Source organism: Nitrosospira sp. NRS527 (genome assembly GCF_018406445.1).
Classification (GTDB): domain Bacteria; phylum Pseudomonadota; class Gammaproteobacteria; order Burkholderiales; family Nitrosomonadaceae; genus Nitrosospira; species Nitrosospira briensis.
In genome coordinates this window covers 2671016-2687510 of sequence record NZ_AP024515.1, presented here as the reverse complement: position 1 = coordinate 2687510, position 16495 = coordinate 2671016, and the positions used below count along the sequence as shown (strand labels likewise).

The window sequence follows — 16495 nt, the reverse complement described above, 5'->3', positions numbered from 1 at the left end:
TATTTCAGTGAAACCTGACTATTATTTCTTCATACACTTACTACTTATGGAGAGGATATGAACGCCAATTATAAAGGATACAGTATTGTTGCCGGTGCCGATCACGACGATACCACCGGTCTCTGGAATGGCCGTTACAGGATTCTTGATGACAAAGGAATCGTTGTTTATGAAAGCTTTGTCGAACCTCTGTCTGATCAGGACCAGGCGGGTGAAGCTGCTGGCGTGGAAGCTCGCGCATGGATCGATAGGCAATAGCTGAAGCGGCCCGAATTGCTTTGCGCTTTGGTAAGTTCTACAAGGTTCGGCGGGATCTGCGATAACAAAAAACCCGCCGAAGCGGGTCTGTTCCGTGCATTCCACGAGCTTTATGATTTACGCCTGCGTATGGCTCCGATAGCGAAAAGGCCGAGCCCAACCAAGGCAAGGGTTGCCGGTTCCGGGATCTCGCCAGTTTGGTGAAACGTGGGGTCAAACGTTGTGTAATGACTTAGCCTACCAATATTGCCACCGGCACTCCCTCCGGAAAGGAGTCCCACCTGTTCATTGGACCATACCAGTTTTGTCATTTCCCCGATATTTTGAAAGAAATAAGTATTCGCTATATCTTTGTCGCTACCAGTACCAAATTTCAAAAGAAAATAACCTGGCGTGTCCGGGTTGATATCCAGGTACCATTCACCTGAACCTGCACCATTCTCGTAAGCGGTGAACGAGTTAACCTTGAGATCTAGTATCAGATTGTCGTTGCCGGCCGCAGCTTTCATGGCGGCAAGCTCAGTCGCATCTCCGGAGTTTTTAAGGAGAGCCTCTCCTATTTTAGTATCAAGTATGAACGCTGCTTGTGCAGACGGTATCCAGATAGCCGTGCCAACCAGTGTTGCGAGTATCGTGGAAAAGAATTTATTTTTTTTGTTCATTTTATTTTATCTCCTAAATTTTTCAGTTGCAGGGTTTGCGTAATATTTCAAGCATGTGCAGAAATAATTCCGATCAGGTGCTACCCAGGGTTTTTGGTTTTTCGTAATCCTTTCACGTCAAGTGCTGTCAGCAGAGACGTCCCATGAGCCGCTCCGCACCATGAGCGATCCGGCGCTGCGCAGCGTCGTCCGGTCCAGCGAGAAGACCACCGGTTTACTCTATGGGGGCTCTCGAGCTAAACCCATTGCTTCAGTTGTTATTATTGGCATAAAAGCAGGAAGATGAAATAGCCCGACGGGTTGATTGCGATAGCTCTCTAGCGCTATTGACCATGCTTAAGAGCCATAGAACAAGACCCATTGGACCGCTGGAGAAAGGTTTGATGCAGACCGATGGCGAAGCAGAGGCCAAATAGCCAAATAGGTTGTTGGTTGGGCGGGATGATGAATGACCCTTGTCCATAAGCTGCAAGCGGACTGCCGGATTCAGGTTCAATACTTGGTGTCGCATGGGCTTTAGTGTTTTGAAGTCGAAACGGACTGAAGGGAAAGCTCCGAACCGGCTTCAGCTATTTGTGCCGGGCCAGTCTTGGAAATGGCCTGCACCCGGTTGTAAACATCCAGCTTCTTGAAGATGCGCCGCAAATGATTTTTAACTGTATAAATGCTGATCGTCAGGATGGAGGCAATCTCGGCATTCGTTTTGCCCGCCCTGACCCAATCCAGTATTTCGACTTCACGCGTGCTCAGCCCGTAACTTTCGCTGTTTTGCGGCGCATCTGCCGGGGATGGCGCAGGGCTATTCCGGCGAGCCAGGGGCTGGACCCGGCGCAATGCAGTGTCAAGATAAGGCAGCAGGTTTTCCATTGCGCCCAGCGGGGAATCGTTGAGGTTGCCGGTCGAGCTGAATATTACATAGAGGCAATCCTGGCCTCCGCGCTCGTCGCTGATGCCGTGTACGAGCAAAGACCGCATGTCGTGCAATGCTTCGCGAAAAGCGCATAGCGGCCCACGGTCTCCAAATCGAAAACCACACGCGCCGAGGCTTAATCGATAGGGCGCCTTGCCCAATTCGACCCAGCAGCTATACAGTCCCCGTTGCAAGGCCAAAAGATTTTCCGAATGTAAATGCTCGGTTCTGACGCCGGGCAATACAGAAACAAGGTCATGTCGAAGAGAGTTCGTGCCAGCATCATTCCAGACCGCGAGCATGATTTCATGGGGAAGATAATGCTGTATTTCCCCCTGCAGCCACCTCAACAGGTCGGAATGGCTCTGCACAGCTATTCCTTCCCGTATAACCCGGAAGTACCGTTCCAGATGCTCATCGGAGAGCGAGGAAGGAAAAGAGAATGGGGAAGGAATAACCATTTGCGCTGAATCTGCCTATGTCAGGTAATCGAATGAAATACCGAAATGAGTAAGTACTCCTTGTTAAGCAAAAATCATTCCAGAAAAAAAATACCTGTTGGATCAAATGGATAATAAATAAATCCGCGCTGACTTCACATATTGTAAGAAATACCGACGAGTCATGGCGCATGCTCGTCATTGCGCCTTCCGCAGGCGTGGTACGGCCGGTATTGCGGGACCTGGGCTATTGAGGCGCAACCACCAATGTGGATGGATGGCGGCTGGGGGACAAGAGTTACTGCCTGAACACTCGGACGCGAAATTTCGTGACGGCAGGTGATCATTCTCGTCTTTGGGGTAAATTTACCCATCGGCTTTAGTAGTCCTGCATTGCAGCCGTTATTGTCCATGCAGCTTAGATATGAGCGGCGGGGTATGCTCATGCTTCGTTACATACAACACCTGCGATGCAAGAAAACAAGATGGCAAAAGTTGCAAATACCTAATTTGACGAGGTGGGGGATGATTTCATGAGAATTGGTTTTTTTACCAAGCTGTTCACTGTCATCCTGATGCTGCTTCTTTGTGCAATTGGAATAATGGTTTTTCAGGCGTTGGGTATCCGCGATGAGGTCGCCTCCAGTGAGGATCACCGCTATCGCTCTTTGCTGCTTGCCGGTGAGTTGTTTCAAAGCTCTGAAGACCTCACGCGCATGGCCCGCACATACGTAACCACAGGAAATCCGATTTATAAGCATTATTTTTTCGATATTCTCGATATCCGGGAAGGTATCAAGCCGCGCCTGCAAAATTATCCCAACACCTACTGGCATCTTGCGGATGTGGGAAAAAGTTCCGGTGCTGAGCTGGGCAAGCCTGTTTCCTTGTTCGAGATGATGCGTAACGAAGGTCTCGACAAGCAGGAGACTGCCCTGCTGTGGGAAGCCAAAATAAAGTCCGATAAATTATCCATACTGGAGAAACAGGCAATCGCCGCGGTGGATGAGATACAGGCACGTAGCAAGGATAAGCTCACAATCCACTGGTCACCTGAACGGCATCTTTCCATCGACCTTTTGTTCGGGGAACGCTACTTCGCCGAAAAAGCCGCCGTCATCGCGCCTATCCGGCAATTTACCAATTTGCTCGATACACGAACACAAGCGGAAGTAAAGGATGGCCTTGCTCGCCTGCATCGCCACATTCTGGTAGTAATGACGCTCATCGTTATCGCGATGCTTGCCATCGCTGCTACGATTTTCTATGCTCGCCGCGCAGTTCTGCTTCCATTGGCCCAACTCCGTAGCGAGGTAATGAATATTGCACAAGGCGATTACGCTGCCCGCTGCCATATTGAAACGCATAACGAACTGGCCGAGCTCGGCAGTGCGTTCAACTCCATGGCTTTGGCAATCGAGCAGGATATCGGCAAGCGAGAGGAAACCGAGGAATCCATGCGTCAGGCTATCGCGATATTTGAGAATAGCAGCGAGGCAATGATAGTGACCGATGCCAAAAATATCATCGTCACCGTAAACCCGGCCTTTACCAGGGTGACAGGCTATACGTCAGACGAAATCGTGGGGCAGAGTTCCGACATTCTGAATGCCGGTCTTCAAGGAGAGTTTTCCCTTTTGGCAATGAAAACCTCCCTCGTGGCCAACGGCTATTGGGAGGGAGAAATGGAAGGCCGGCGCAAGAACAAGGATGTCTACATCGAGTGGCGCACGATGAATGCCATCTACAATGACGACGGTTCGGTACACCGATGGGTAACCTTATTCTCGGACATCACTGCGAAGAAGAAATCGGAAGAACTGATCTGGCAGCAAGCCAACTTCGATCCCCTGACGAGTCTGCCCAACCGCCATATGTTCCATAATCAGCTGAAGCAGGAAATCAAGAAAGCGGATCGCTTTGGATCATCGATAGCTTTGATTCTTCTGGATCTGGACAATTTCAAAGCGGTCAATGACGTCTACGGACATAACGTTGGCGATCTTTTGCTCAAGGAAGCGGCGTGGCGTCTGAGCAGTTGCGTTCGCGGCGTCGATCAGGTAGCGCGACTTGGGGGGGATGAATTCACCGTGATCCTGGGGTCGCTAAAAAGCCTCATCAGTATCAATCGTGTCATCCGGGACATCCTGCACAGGATGTCCGAACCGTTCAAACTAGGGGATGAGATAGCCTATGTGTCAGCCAGTATCGGCGTGACGTTTTACCCGCATGACGGCGCCGGCGCGGAATCCCTGGTAAGGAACGCCGATCAAGCCATGTATGCGGCCAAGAACAAGGGCCGGAACTGCTTTAGCTACTTCACCCATACACTGCAGGAAGCTGCACAGATCCGTATGCGCCTGGCCGGCGACTTGCGTAGCGCGCTGGCTGGCAACCAGCTTCAACTGCACTATCAGCCCATCGTGGAATTCGAAACCGGGCGAGTCCATAAGGCTGAAGCATTGTTGCGCTGGCACCACCCAAAGCTCGGCCTCGTAAGCCCCGTCGATTTTATTTCCATCGCGGAAGAAACCGGAATGATCATCGATATCGGCGACTGGGTATTTCGGATGGCAGCGCAGCAAGCCAAGGTTTGGCGTGCATCGCACTCTGCTCCATTTCAGATCAGCATCAATACTTCTCCCGTGCAGTTTCGCAAGAATGTCGATCTCCACAAGCCATGGCTTGATTTTTTACAGGAACTGGAGTTGCCCGGGCAAAGTATCGCCATCGAGATTACTGAAGGTTTGCTGATGGACGTCAGCCCAGACGTTACCTCGAAGCTGCGTAGCTTCAGGGAGGCAGGCATCGAGGTTTCCATGGATGATTTTGGAACCGGTTATTCCTCCTTGAGTTATCTCAAGAAATTCGACATCGATCACCTGAAGATAGACCAATCCTTTGTACAAAGCCTGGCTCCGGATTCCGATGATCTGGCCCTATGCGAGGCCATCATTGTGATGGCACATAAGCTGGGGATAAAAGTGATCGCTGAAGGCATAGAGACGTCGGAACAGCGCGACCTTCTGGCTCTCGCCGGGTGCGATTACGGGCAGGGCAATCTGTTCTCCGAACCGCTGCCGGCAGATAGATTCGAGAAATTTATGAATGAAGCTCAAAGTGAGGCAAATCGATCCGTGTTGATGTAACCGGCACAACAGGATTGCCAGGTAACATCCTGACTATAGGTGTCAGGATGGGTCTATGCCGCTCATAATCCGAATTTCGAAGTGATGGCGATAGCACGGCCCATGAAGATGAGCGCGCGGTTTGCCGGTAAGAATCGCGACCGACGGCCTCGCCCAAATAGATACTTGCCCAGGACAGGCATGGCGTTGATCCGAATCACATTCCTGAACACCATAATTTCGAGCCCGCGAAAGATTCAAGATGGACTTGCCCGCTGTTACAGATCACGCCAGCTGCTACGTCGTGCACCCTGGCTTGCCATGGTCAGCGGCATATTTCCCTGATCTTGGCTCTGTTTCTCGCCCAGGCATAGCTCTTGCGTGAGTTTTTTTGCATCTTCCTCCAATACTGCCGGCCGCGCCTCTCTGGGCAACCGGTTGAAGTTGTCAATGGTGATGCGCAACGATTCGGGCAAGGCTTGCCAGTGAGTACCGGCATCGCCGTAGCCATAAGCTCTCATCTCGCGCTTGAGCGCATGCGTTGTGAACGCTACCAGGGTAGCGTCCAACTCTTGTGTTTGCCACCGCGCGGCCGTTTCCCTCTCAGCCTTCTGCCGTTTGAGATGCTCCAGTTCGGCCATATACTCACGCACCGGCGCCTGTTCCAGCCGTATACGAGCCTCAATCTCGTTTCCCCTGTTCGCGGCATGCTCCGCGGCGTCATGAATACGCGAGGCCAGCTTTAGTACTTCTGTCTCGGCTCCGGCCCTGATCTCTTCGAGTCCGGCAAGAGATCTGGATGGCATCAGTCCGAGATCATGAATTAAGGCCCGAAACGGATGAGCATATCGCCAATTGTCCATCTGATGGCTTGCCTTCGCTTCATCCATCCTGGCCTGCCGCAACTGCTCCGCCAACGAATCACAGGCCTGACGGGCCGCCAGTATCTCGTGGTCGCGCTCCACCAGATCGCATACATCCGGCGGCCGCAGTTCTGCTATCACGGCTTGTAGCTCCGTGCTTGTCATATGATCTGTACTCTCCCGCATCTCCAGTTGCGGGAGTCGCCATTCGGCCCCAAGACCGGTGATCCCGGCGTGGACGCCGGGGCCGACCTGGCGCACCAGGTCGGCTGCCTGCACCTGAGCCGTTTGTGCCTGCCTGAATTTGGTCATGTTTCCCGTCCTTCCTTCCGCCAATGGCTTGGCAGTTGCTCGTCACAGCTGCGCATGTCGATGCGCACCGCATCGCTATCGAGACCTTCCATAGTCAATGCGGGGTGTATAGACAGCGGGGCAAATGTAATAACCATGCTCATCCGCGGTATGGATCTGCCAGATCTTGTACCCGCGCGAAATCTACCCGATGGTCTTCACTGAGCAGTCCATTCGCCCACTCGCCCGTTCGGCCTACAACTTTAAAAATGGAGCTTGATACTGGCCTGATAAAATTCCTTGGACACTTCGCCTTTGAGATCGGCGCCCGCCGCGAAGCGCAGGGCAATGCTCATGGGCAGTGCAAACTCGATATAGGGGCCTATCCAGTTGTAAACCGTCCCGGTATTTCCTTCGATTCGGTCTTTATGAAATCGCAGGTGTTCCCAATGAACGCCAATGGAACTGACCGGTACGTTTTTAAAATTGAACATCGCGGGCTTGATGCCGACGTTGATCCAGTTATGGATAAAGTCCCTCGCCCGCTCATCGCGAATGGCCAGATAGTAGGCAAGATACATCTGCCCGGTTACAAAATCGTCATCGTAGGTAAGCGTCATGCTGGGCACCACACCTTCCGCAGCCCGGATACCCCTGCCGACGACCCGACTGGAGAGCAGGGCGCCATTCAGCATGCCGATCTGGGGATTGATGGTTAATGCGTCATTGAGAAAGCGAAAATTCAAACCCATGCCGACTTCAGTCCAGAGTCCATTGCCACCGGCATCCACCTGGGTACCCTGCGGACCGGAAATCACCCGGCTGCGGCCGAAATTGGGGCTGGTCCAGAGCCAGCTATAAAAGGTAAAGTCGATATTGTCCGTAACTGCATAACCCGCATCGAGTATGGTCTGGAAACCAAAAAATGCATCCTGTTTCAAGGTCACGCCACCGTGAAATTTTTTCTTGCCAAAGTGGTGACCTTCGCGTTCGGTATCATGCCAGCCCTTATCCTCAGGGATTCCTTCCAGGTCTGCAACCGGGATCTTCAAGGTTTCTGGTTTTTTCTCAGGCTTGTGATTTACTCGCGTAAGCGCGGCGGGGGAGCCCTGCTTCAAGATTGCGTCATCACGGGAATTTTCCCTATCTAAGCCCTGACTTCCGATTTCGGTACCATGGCCGCCCTTAGCCTCCAGGCGTCCTTCCAGCTCCATAATCCTGGCCTCCAGGGTTTCCAGCCTCTTCCTTAGTTCGTTGTCTGTTTGCGCAAATACAGCGGATGACATACAGGCGGTTGCAAGAAACAGAAAAAGACCAAAACGTTTTTTCATACGAGTTATTGCACTTCCATTACTCCTATCTGATCCCAATTTTGGTGACATTTCTATTCACTTTCTTTTTGTGTGTTGGAGATATTTACTTCAGATTTCATCACGTTTGTGAAATTTATGTGATTAATATGTGAAGTAGATGTGAATTATATGTGAGGTTTATGTGAAGATTAAATGAATATTTTATTTTTTTTTGGTGAAATTGAATTTGCCGAGAACGCATTGAGATCAACCGGGATGCAATGGCATCAATGCATTACCACGCCGAGCATTGCGATCGGCCGGACAACTGAAGGGTTAACTGGATGGACTATGAATGCGATATGAGCGCGCTTCGGCTGCGGTAAATACGATTTCAGGCCGTGAGAGCACGTTCGCGGCGGCGATAACATGCGTGGGCCCGCGAGCTTGATCTGAGCATGACCGACTGATGGAAACCCGTCGCTTGCAGTTACGTGTCGATTGTCGGCAAAGACCTCATCGTTGAAGTCGTGGCAGAGGTGGTTTCCCCGAAGATCGGTACGCTGACGAAGCTCAAGAAACCGGATTGGCCAGTTTTGCGGGCGCGAAATCAGCCGGGTTGTGTTGGTTACCGGAAAACCTCAAGTTTGAGGCACAGTCGAAGTACCGTGGTTGCTCCTGAAATACCTCCTCGACCCGTAGAGGTATCAGCGATCAGGGGTATATAACGGGAACCGTCAACATGTCGACGTTCGCCTCAAGATGGAATGATTTAAACTTTGGTAGCCCGCAGATCCAGCGGGCATGCGAAAGCGGCTTGCGTTGTGTCATAAGTCTTATTCGCTATTTTGGCCCGGGAGATTTCCGCATTGCCGCCTATGACCAAACCGGTATAATTAATTTGAATTTTCAATCAGGAGATTCTCCCCTTCACATGGTCCGATAATCGGCTCTTATCCGCTGGGAGGGAATGGTCGCGCGCTGGATAAGGCAATGTGCCTTCATTCTGGCATCAGCAATCGATCTCGAAGCCATCTGGCATCAGCGTAGATGCAAAAATCGTTTTTCAACTGATCCGTTATTTATTCCAGGGCATCGCCAAGTCAGTCGGTGGTCTTCCGATTTACCGGCGTAAGGGCGGGTTTTTTGTTAAAATACGCTTTAATTTCTTAATTTAGTGGAGTATTTAATGGCTGTCGAGAGAACTTTGTCTATCATCAAACCTGATGCAGTTGCTAAAAACGTGATTGGCGAAATCTATTCCCGCTTTGAAAGCAAGGGATTGAAAATAATCGCGGCGCGCATGCTGCACCTGTCGCAGGCCGATGCGGAAGGCTTTTACGCAGTGCATCGCAGCCGCCCATTTTTCAGCGATCTGGTGAAGTTCATGATTTCGGGGCCGGTGATGGTGCAGGTGCTCGAGGGCGAAGGTGCGATCGGCAAGAACCGGGAACTGATGGGCGCGACGGATCCGAAAAAAGCCGAGAGTGGTACTATCCGTGCGGATTTCGCCGATAGTATCGATGCCAATGCCGTGCATGGTTCCGACGCGCCGGAAACTGCGGCAAACGAAATTTCCTATTTTTTTCCGCAACTCAACATTTATTCCCGGTAGGAAAATTATAGCTCGGCTATGAGCGTTAATCTTCTCGATTTCGATGCGAAAGGGCTCGCCGGTTTTTTTACGGAAATTGGCGAGAAGCCGTTTCGCGCCAGGCAGTTGCTGCGCTGGATACACCGATGTGGCCAGGCGGATTTTGGTGGCATGAGCGACCTGGCGAAAGAATTGCGCGATAAGCTTGCTGCAACCGCCGTGATCGAGTCCCCGCACGTTATCAGCGATCATGCCGCTGCCGACGGCACCCGCAAATGGCTGTTGTCAGTGGGTGCGGATAATGGAATCGAGACAGTTTACATACCTGAAGCCAACCGTGGGACGCTGTGCATTTCCAGTCAGGTTGGTTGCGCGCTGGCGTGTACCTTTTGCTCTACCGGCAGGCAGGGATTCAACCGGAATTTGACGGTATCGGAAATCATCGGCCAGTTGTGGTGGGCAAATAAAGCGCTGGCGGGAGCGTTCGGCGGCGAGTCGGTCCGGGATCGGGCTGTGACGAATGTAGTAATGATGGGGATGGGCGAGCCCCTGGCCAATTTTGAAAATGTCGTGACTGCGCTCGACCTGATGCTGGACGATAACGCCTATGGGCTTTCGCGGCGGCGCGTAACGGTAAGTACGTCAGGCTTGATACCCGCCATGGACCGGTTGCGGGAGCGTTGCCCGGTGGCGCTGGCGGTATCCTTGCATGCGCCCAACGATGCGCTGCGCGACCAGTTGGTGCCAATCAATAAAAAGTACCCTATCAAGGAATTGCTGGCGGCATGCGAGCGCTACCTTCAATCCGCACCCAGAGATTTCGTTACTTTTGAATACGTCATGCTGGATGGGATTAACGATAGTGTGGCTCATGCACGTGAATTGGTTCAGTTGGTACGGCATACGCCTTGCAAGTTCAACCTGATTCCGTTCAATCCGTTTCCGAATTCCGGTTACAAGCGCTCATTGCCGGGAGCGGTATCCTCGTTTCGGGATGTGTTGATGCAGGCCGGGTTGGTAACCACGGTACGCAAGACGCGCGGCGACGATATTGCCGCTGCGTGCGGTCAGTTGGCGGGAAAAGTCCATGATAAAACCCGACGGGGGAGCCGCGGATCGATGGAAGTGGCAAGATGACGCAGACTCGACGGATTTCTACAGGCATCATTCGTATACAGTTATAGAGCTGATTTCCGAATAAGGGGCAAGGTTGGCACAATGACGGATTCGAGTAATGGACGCGCCTGATAACGGAGACATCACCCCTGGGGCGGACGAAAAGCCAGCCCGGACTGAAACGGGCGTGGGCGAATTATTGCGAGCGGAACGAGTGGCGCGTGGCTTGAGCATCGAGGATGTGGCGCGGCAATTGCGTTTGGCGGTGCGACAGGTTACGGCGCTTGAGGAGGATGACTACGACAAGCTGGCGGGTGGAACATTTGCGCGCGGATTCGTACGCAATTACGCCAAGCTGTTGCAGATGGATGCCGCACCGTTATTGCAACAATTGGATCAGTCGCTTCCGCCGTCTGCCCCTCAAACCATTACCTATCAGATCGAAGGTGTTCCGTTTCCTTCGAAGCAGAAATCTGGAAGTCGCAACCTGATTATCGCGGGTGTGATCATTCTGGCGTTGCTGCTGCTGATATATGAAATTTATCGTGGTAACGAGGCTAATATTGCTAATATCGGCAAGCAGCCCAATGTGAGCAGTGAAACCGGAACTGGGGTTGAGGAAGCAACCGAGCCGTCGCAACTTCAATCCCCTGGCGTAACGCCAAGCGGCGAGGGTGGCGTTGTCTCGCCTGCCGAGGAAGCCGCAGCAGGCGAGAAAGAAAGTGCTGCGCAGCTTCCTGCTCCCGCCCCTGCGCTCGTTTTGTCTCCGCCACCGGCGCGGCAAGCCGCTCCGGCGGCCGCCGCGCCTGAACCGGCGAACGCGGTTTCCGCAGGGTCGGCGAGTCAATCGACGAATACGGCCGTTGCCTCTCCAGTCGCGAATGACGGAGCGAACGGTATTCGCTTGATATTTGCGGGAGAATCATGGACCGAAGTCAAAGATGGCAGAGGCAGATTGCTCCTTTCACGGATCAGCCCCCGGGGCACCGAGCATGTTCTGCAAGGTACGCCGCCATTCTTCCTGACGATCGGGAACGCGGCTGAGGTCAAGCTGGTCTACAATAACAAGCCGGTTGATCTGGCGCCTTATACCAACGCCTATGGTGGAACGGCGCGGTTGTCACTCGAATAGAATTTCAACATTTATAAGATTCTCATACTTATCATGACTATGTCTCAAAATACTTTTCCTCCACGTCGAAACAGTGTGGGTGTTTACGTGGATAAGATCAGGATTGGTGGTGGTGCACCGGTGGTGGTGCAATCCATGACCAACACCGATACCGAAAATGAAGTCGCCACCGCGGTACAGGTGGCGCAACTCGCGCGCGCGGGATCCGAGTTGGTGCGTATTACCGTCAATACCCCAGCCGCCGCGAAAGCGGTGCCGGCTATCCGGGCGCGCCTTGATGACATGGATTGTCACGTGCCGCTGATAGGCGACTTCCATTTCAACGGCCACAAGCTGGTAACCGACTACCCCGGTTGTGCGAAGGCGCTGGCAAAGTACCGTATCAATCCCGGTAATGTCGGGCATGGAAAGAAGCGCGACGAGCAATTCTCCATTCTGATAGAAACAGCCTGTAAATATGACAAGCCGGTGCGTATCGGCGTCAACTGGGGTAGCCTTGACCCGGAGCTGCTGGTGCGCATGATGGATGAGAACGCGCGTTCCTCTGATCCGAAGGACGCGTCGCTCGTGATGCATGAGGCGTTGATCACCTCTGCGCTGGAAAGCGCGGCCAGGGCGGAAGAGATTGGGTTGGGGCGCGACAGGATTATATTGTCCTGCAAGATGAGTGGCGTGCGTGATTTGATCACCGTTTACCGTGACCTCGCAGCGCGATGCGACTATGCCCTGCATCTGGGATTGACGGAAGCGGGCATGGGTTCCAAAGGAATCGTTGCTTCCACCGCCGCGCTATCCGTGCTGCTTTTGCAAGGCATAGGCGACACCATACGCATATCGCTTACACCTGAGCCCGGCGGTGACCGCTCACGTGAAGTCATCGTTGCCCAGGAAATCCTGCAGACCACGGGGCTGCGTGCATTTGTGCCTCTGGTCGCGGCATGCCCCGGTTGCGGCCGCACCACCAGCACCTATTTCCAGGAACTGGCTGAAAGTATCCAGGGCTACGTGCGCAGCCAGATGCTGGTATGGCGCGAAGAATACGATGGCGTGGAAAACATGACGCTGGCTGTGATGGGATGTGTGGTCAACGGCCCCGGCGAAAGCAAGCATGCCAACATCGGCATCAGCCTGCCCGGATCGGGAGAAAGGCCGGTTGCGCCGGTTTACGTGGATGGGCAGAAGTCGGTGACCTTGAAAGGCGATAATATCGCGGGAGAGTTTCGCCAGATCGTCGATGAATACGTGCAGATGAAATATCCGAAGAAAACGGTCGATGTCCAGTAGAACGCTGCAAGCCATCCGCGGGATGAATGACATCCTGCCCGATCAGATATACCTGTGGGAGTTTTTCGAGCAAGTCGTGCATGACTGTATGGCGGCTTTTGGTTACCGGAACATCCGCATGCCAATTGTCGAGCAGACCGACTTGTTCGTGAGGTCGATTGGTGCGGTAACGGACATCGTCGAGAAAGAGATGTATTCTTTTTCCGATCAGCTGAACGGCGACAGCCTGACGCTGCGTCCCGAGGGAACCGCTTCCTGTGTGCGTGCAGTGCTGGAACATAACCTGCTCTATGCGGGTTCGCAACGACTGTATTATTCGGGCGCGATGTTTCGCCATGAGCGTCCTCAAAAAGGCCGTTACCGCCAATTCCATCAGGTAGGCGCCGAAGCGCTGGGTTACGCCGGTCCGGATATTGATGCCGAACTCATAATAATGTGTGCGGAATTATGGAAAAGATTGGGTATTTCCAATCTGCGCCTGGAAATCGGCACGCTTGGAAGCGCCGCGTCCCGCACCGTGCACAGGTCTCGATTGATCGGATACCTGGAGCGGCATCTGGGCAAGCTCGATGACGATGCTCGCAGGCGGTTGCACAGCAATCCGTTACGGATACTCGACAGCAAGAATGCTGAAATGAGAGAGGTTATCGACGGCGCGCCGCGATTACTGGATGACCTGGATGAGGATTCGCTGGCGCATTTCGAGGGGTTGCAGCGACTGCTGCGCGATCAAGGTGTCGATTTCGAGATCAATCCGAGGCTGGTGAGGGGCCTGGATTATTACAACCGTACCGTGTTCGAGTGGATAACCGGCAAGCTTGGTGCACAAGGCGCAGTATGTGCCGGCGGACGTTATGACGGATTGGTGGAACAGATCGGCGGAAGGGCTGCTTCGGCGGCACCGGCGTGCGGTTTTGCACTGGGGGTGGAGCGCGTGCTGGCGTTGATATCGATGGAAAGTGCGGGCGACATACCGCATTCCGTACCGGATGCTTACGTGATACATCGTGGCGAAATTGCGGATGGATTTGCCTGGAAAACCGTCAGGTACTTACGGGACAGAGGGCTCAAGGCAATTTTGCATTGTGGAGATGGCAGCTTCAAAGTCCAGATGAGAAAAGCGGATGCCAGCGGGGCGCGTTTTGCCATCATCATTGGTGACGACGAAGCGCAAGCCGGCGAAATAAGCATCAAGCCGTTGCGTGAAGCGGCTGAGCAGGTAAGGGTCGGGCTCGCGGAAGCGGCGGACCTGCTCGAAGCGAGCTGATGGGAAAGTAGGAATCAAGAAAGCAAATTATTAATTCGGGAAGCTAAATGGCAACATATGATCCGGAAGAACAAGAGAACATAGAGGACCTGAAGACGTGGTGGCGCGTATATGGCACGCAGGTAATCGTGGTCATGGCCGTTTTTGTCGCGAGCATAGCGGGTGTGCAGGCGTGGAATTACTACCAGGGGCAACAGACTGACCAGGCGGTGGAATTGTACGATTCGCTGCTGCAGGTTCAGGGGAGCGGGGATGCCAAAAAAATCAGCGATGCGGCTGGTTTGGTAATGGCGGGGTTTGCCAGCAGCGGTTATGCATCGCGCGCAGCACTGATCTCTGCGCAGGCCAGCCTGGACGCCGGCGATTTGCAAAATGCAAAAAGCCGTTTGCAGTGGGTGCTGGATAATTCGAAGGAAGAGGAATTGAAAGACCTGGTGCGGCTACGGTTGGCAAGCATCCTGCTGGATGAAAAAAAATACGATGACGGCCTGCGTCTGCTGGAGGCCGGGCACGGCGAATCTTTTGATGGACTCTATGCCGATCTTAAAGGCGATCTGCTCGCCAACGCAGGCAAAGTTGCCGAAGCGCGTGCCGCTTATCAAATAGCGATCGACAAGATGGGCAGGCAAGGTACGTATCACAATATCGTTCAAATGAAACTGGACGCTTTGTGAAATCTGCAGGTAATTTGAGCTTTCAATAAAATCAGAACAAATCATCGAAGATGAGGCGTCGATGGCACATTCTGACCCCTCAAGGAAATGATGGCCGGGCCACCCGTCGACGCGCAATCATTTCTTATTGTAAATCTCAAAAATGTCCCCAAGCAAATTGATACCCATGGTGGCGCTCCGCGGAAGACTCATTCAGAGGCGCGCCAGGATAGCTGATGCCATTCGGCGGTGCTTTCTGCTGCTGACGTCGTCATTCGTGCTTACCGGATGCGCTGGCATGATAGATATGGGCCGTGACCTGGCAAGCAGCCTGGCGGATATCGATATTTCCGGCTTCACCGAATTGTTCGTCGGCAAGGCGCCTCAGATGAGTCCGGAGCAGATTGCTCAATTGGAGGTCATTCCGCCCGCTCGCACGTTATGGAAGGCTGGCGTCGAAGAAGGCCAGGCGGCGGTATTTCTGCCAGCATTCGAAAACGGTACGTTATATGTAGCCAGCACGAATGGTCTTCTCGTGCGTTTTAACGCGACGACGGGCAAAGCGTCGGGCGTTATCGATACGAAACACAAATTGTCTGGCGGCGTTGGCACGGGTGAAGGCCTGTTGCTGGTTGGAACCTTCAAGGGCGAAGTTCTGGCGTTCGATGAGAAAAGCGGTAATCGGTTATGGAAGGCACAGGTATCCACCGAGGTGCTAAGCCCACCGCATGCGGCAAACGGTATGGTAGTGATTCGTACGGGAGACGGCAGAATCTTCAGCCTGGAGGCGAGCAGCGGCAAGCGCAAGTGGATTTACCAGGGCGCCACCCCATCGTTGACCGTGCGAAGTTTTGCGGGCGTTCTGATCTCGCATGACACCGTCTATGCCGGTTTCCCAGGAGGTAAGCTTGTGGCGATAAATTCATCCACCGGCAGTGTAAACTGGGAAGCCGCTGTAGCACGACCAAAAGGCGCGTCCGAGTTGGAGCGGATCGCCGATGTCACCAGTTTGCCGGTAACGGATGAGAAGCAGGTATGCGCTGTCGCCTATCAGGGACGTGTTGCTTGCTTCGAAATTACGACCGGTAATCAGATTTGGGCGCAGGATGTATCAAGCAATGCCGGCCTCGCCATGGATAACCATTACCTTTACGTAAGCGAGAATAGAGGTGCGCTGGTGGCTTACGATAAAACGGACGGCACCCGCATCTGGACGCAGAGTCTGCTGGATGGAATCCGATTGTCTCAGCCGCTCGTTCGCGAGGCTCGCATCGTGGTGGGAGATTCGTTAGGATATGTGAATCTCATCAGAAACGACAACGGCGCCATCGTTGCGCGATCCCTCACTGACGAGGGCGCCATCGTTACCCGTCCGGTGCCGCTACCTGATGGTTTTGCGGTACAAACCCTGAAGGGCGGAATTTATGCATTCGGCACGGAATCGATGGCGGCGCCACCACTGTTGCCCGGCCAGTCATCTTCGATACTGCGATCACCGCAAAGCCAATTTCTCTGCGCAATGCTTCCATTCTGTACGCCGTAGTCAGTGAATTACTATCAACGAGCAGGAGTAGAAATCCGGAAAAACCCCTTTTTACAGAAGAA

The 16495-nt window shown here is 53.2% G+C and carries 14 protein-coding genes; 9 read left to right on the top strand and 5 right to left on the bottom strand.

Going from position 1 to position 16495, the window contains the following annotated elements:
* Positions 1–57: 57 nt before the first annotated feature.
* On the top strand, positions 58–258 hold the full coding sequence (locus KJS40_RS12015) for a hypothetical protein (protein WP_025041687.1): 201 nt from the start codon (positions 58–60) through the stop codon (positions 256–258).
* Between the two features lie 110 nt (positions 259–368).
* Here KJS40_RS12015 and KJS40_RS12010 read toward each other — a convergent pair whose 3' ends face one another.
* Together KJS40_RS12010 and epsA are read right to left on the bottom strand one after the other, a co-directional pair.
* Positions 369–920 carry a PEP-CTERM sorting domain-containing protein gene (locus KJS40_RS12010; RefSeq protein WP_213538038.1) on the bottom strand — a complete coding sequence of 184 codons (552 nt, stop codon included), beginning with the start codon at positions 918–920 and terminating at the stop codon, positions 369–371.
* Between the two features lie 516 nt (positions 921–1436).
* Positions 1437–2201: an XrtB/PEP-CTERM-associated transcriptional regulator EpsA gene (epsA, locus tag KJS40_RS12005; RefSeq protein ID WP_244859588.1), complete on the bottom strand. Its 765-nt coding sequence runs from the start codon at positions 2199–2201 to the stop codon at positions 1437–1439.
* A 602-nt stretch (positions 2202–2803) separates the two neighbouring features.
* On the opposite strand from epsA, the gene KJS40_RS12000 reads away from it, so the two are divergent.
* Positions 2804–5419 (top strand): EAL domain-containing protein, encoded by a 2616-nt coding sequence (locus KJS40_RS12000; protein WP_213538032.1) that lies wholly within the window; start codon positions 2804–2806, stop codon positions 5417–5419.
* Positions 5420–5676: 257 nt separating this feature from the next.
* Here the strand turns inward: KJS40_RS12000 and KJS40_RS11995 are convergent, their stop codons facing one another.
* The 3 genes from KJS40_RS11995 to KJS40_RS11985 form a co-directional block, all read right to left on the bottom strand.
* Positions 5677–6573 (bottom strand): hypothetical protein, encoded by an 897-nt coding sequence (locus KJS40_RS11995; protein ID WP_213538030.1) that lies wholly within the window; start codon positions 6571–6573, stop codon positions 5677–5679.
* On the bottom strand, positions 6570–6710 hold the full coding sequence (locus KJS40_RS11990; RefSeq protein ID WP_213538028.1) for a hypothetical protein: 141 nt from the start codon (positions 6708–6710) through the stop codon (positions 6570–6572). The genes KJS40_RS11995 and KJS40_RS11990 overlap by 4 nt, the downstream gene beginning before the upstream one ends.
* Positions 6711–6815: 105 nt before the next feature.
* On the bottom strand, positions 6816–7883 hold the full coding sequence (locus KJS40_RS11985) for a DUF6733 family protein (RefSeq protein ID WP_244859587.1): 1068 nt from the start codon (positions 7881–7883) through the stop codon (positions 6816–6818).
* Between the two features lie 1150 nt (positions 7884–9033).
* Here KJS40_RS11985 and ndk point away from each other — a divergent pair.
* The 7 genes from ndk to bamB all read left to right on the top strand — a co-directional run bounded on the left by ndk (position 9034) and on the right by bamB (position 16433).
* A complete protein-coding gene (ndk, locus tag KJS40_RS11980) occupies positions 9034–9459 on the top strand; it encodes a nucleoside-diphosphate kinase (RefSeq protein WP_025041681.1) in 426 nt (141 codons plus the stop codon).
* Between the two features lie 18 nt (positions 9460–9477).
* Positions 9478–10575 carry a 23S rRNA (adenine(2503)-C(2))-methyltransferase RlmN gene (gene rlmN, locus KJS40_RS11975; RefSeq protein ID WP_213538024.1) on the top strand — a complete coding sequence of 366 codons (1098 nt, stop codon included), beginning with the start codon at positions 9478–9480 and terminating at the stop codon, positions 10573–10575.
* 97 nt (positions 10576–10672) lie between these two features.
* Entirely contained in the window at positions 10673–11686 is a 1014-nt protein-coding gene (locus KJS40_RS11970) for a RodZ domain-containing protein (protein WP_213538022.1), read from the top strand.
* A gap of 39 nt (positions 11687–11725) precedes the next feature.
* On the top strand, positions 11726–12970 hold the full coding sequence (gene ispG, locus KJS40_RS11965) for a flavodoxin-dependent (E)-4-hydroxy-3-methylbut-2-enyl-diphosphate synthase (RefSeq protein WP_107729494.1): 1245 nt from the start codon (positions 11726–11728) through the stop codon (positions 12968–12970).
* Entirely contained in the window at positions 12960–14237 is a 1278-nt protein-coding gene (gene hisS / locus KJS40_RS11960) for a histidine--tRNA ligase (protein ID WP_213538020.1), read from the top strand. The genes ispG and hisS overlap by 11 nt, the downstream gene beginning before the upstream one ends.
* Positions 14238–14284: 47 nt before the next feature.
* A complete protein-coding gene (locus KJS40_RS11955; RefSeq protein ID WP_213538018.1) occupies positions 14285–14911 on the top strand; it encodes a tetratricopeptide repeat protein in 627 nt (208 codons plus the stop codon).
* A gap of 142 nt (positions 14912–15053) precedes the next feature.
* Positions 15054–16433: an outer membrane protein assembly factor BamB gene (gene bamB, locus KJS40_RS11950; RefSeq protein ID WP_213538016.1), complete on the top strand. Its 1380-nt coding sequence runs from the start codon at positions 15054–15056 to the stop codon at positions 16431–16433.
* Positions 16434–16495 lie beyond the last annotated feature (62 nt).

Bases quoted from the DNA above. Each gene is read 5' to 3' on its own strand.
- ndk (WP_025041681.1), top strand. From the start codon at position 9,034: ATGGCTGTCGAGAGAACTTTGTCTATCATCAAACCTGATGCAGTTGCT.
- KJS40_RS12010 (WP_213538038.1), bottom strand. From the start codon at position 920: ATGAACAAAAAAAATAAATTCTTTTCCACGATACTCGCAACACTGGTT.
- KJS40_RS11970 (WP_213538022.1), top strand. From the start codon at position 10,673: ATGGACGCGCCTGATAACGGAGACATCACCCCTGGGGCGGACGAAAAG.
- KJS40_RS11985 (WP_244859587.1), bottom strand. From the start codon at position 7,883: ATGAAAAAACGTTTTGGTCTTTTTCTGTTTCTTGCAACCGCCTGTATG.
- KJS40_RS12015 (WP_025041687.1), top strand. From the start codon at position 58: ATGAACGCCAATTATAAAGGATACAGTATTGTTGCCGGTGCCGATCAC.
- KJS40_RS11990 (WP_213538028.1), bottom strand. From the start codon at position 6,710: ATGGTTATTACATTTGCCCCGCTGTCTATACACCCCGCATTGACTATG.
- KJS40_RS11995 (WP_213538030.1), bottom strand. From the start codon at position 6,573: ATGACCAAATTCAGGCAGGCACAAACGGCTCAGGTGCAGGCAGCCGAC.
- ispG (WP_107729494.1), top strand. From the start codon at position 11,726: ATGTCTCAAAATACTTTTCCTCCACGTCGAAACAGTGTGGGTGTTTAC.
- KJS40_RS11955 (WP_213538018.1), top strand. From the start codon at position 14,285: ATGGCAACATATGATCCGGAAGAACAAGAGAACATAGAGGACCTGAAG.
- bamB (WP_213538016.1), top strand. From the start codon at position 15,054: ATGTCCCCAAGCAAATTGATACCCATGGTGGCGCTCCGCGGAAGACTC.
- rlmN (WP_213538024.1), top strand. From the start codon at position 9,478: ATGAGCGTTAATCTTCTCGATTTCGATGCGAAAGGGCTCGCCGGTTTT.
- KJS40_RS12000 (WP_213538032.1), top strand. From the start codon at position 2,804: ATGAGAATTGGTTTTTTTACCAAGCTGTTCACTGTCATCCTGATGCTG.
- hisS (WP_213538020.1), top strand. From the start codon at position 12,960: ATGTCCAGTAGAACGCTGCAAGCCATCCGCGGGATGAATGACATCCTG.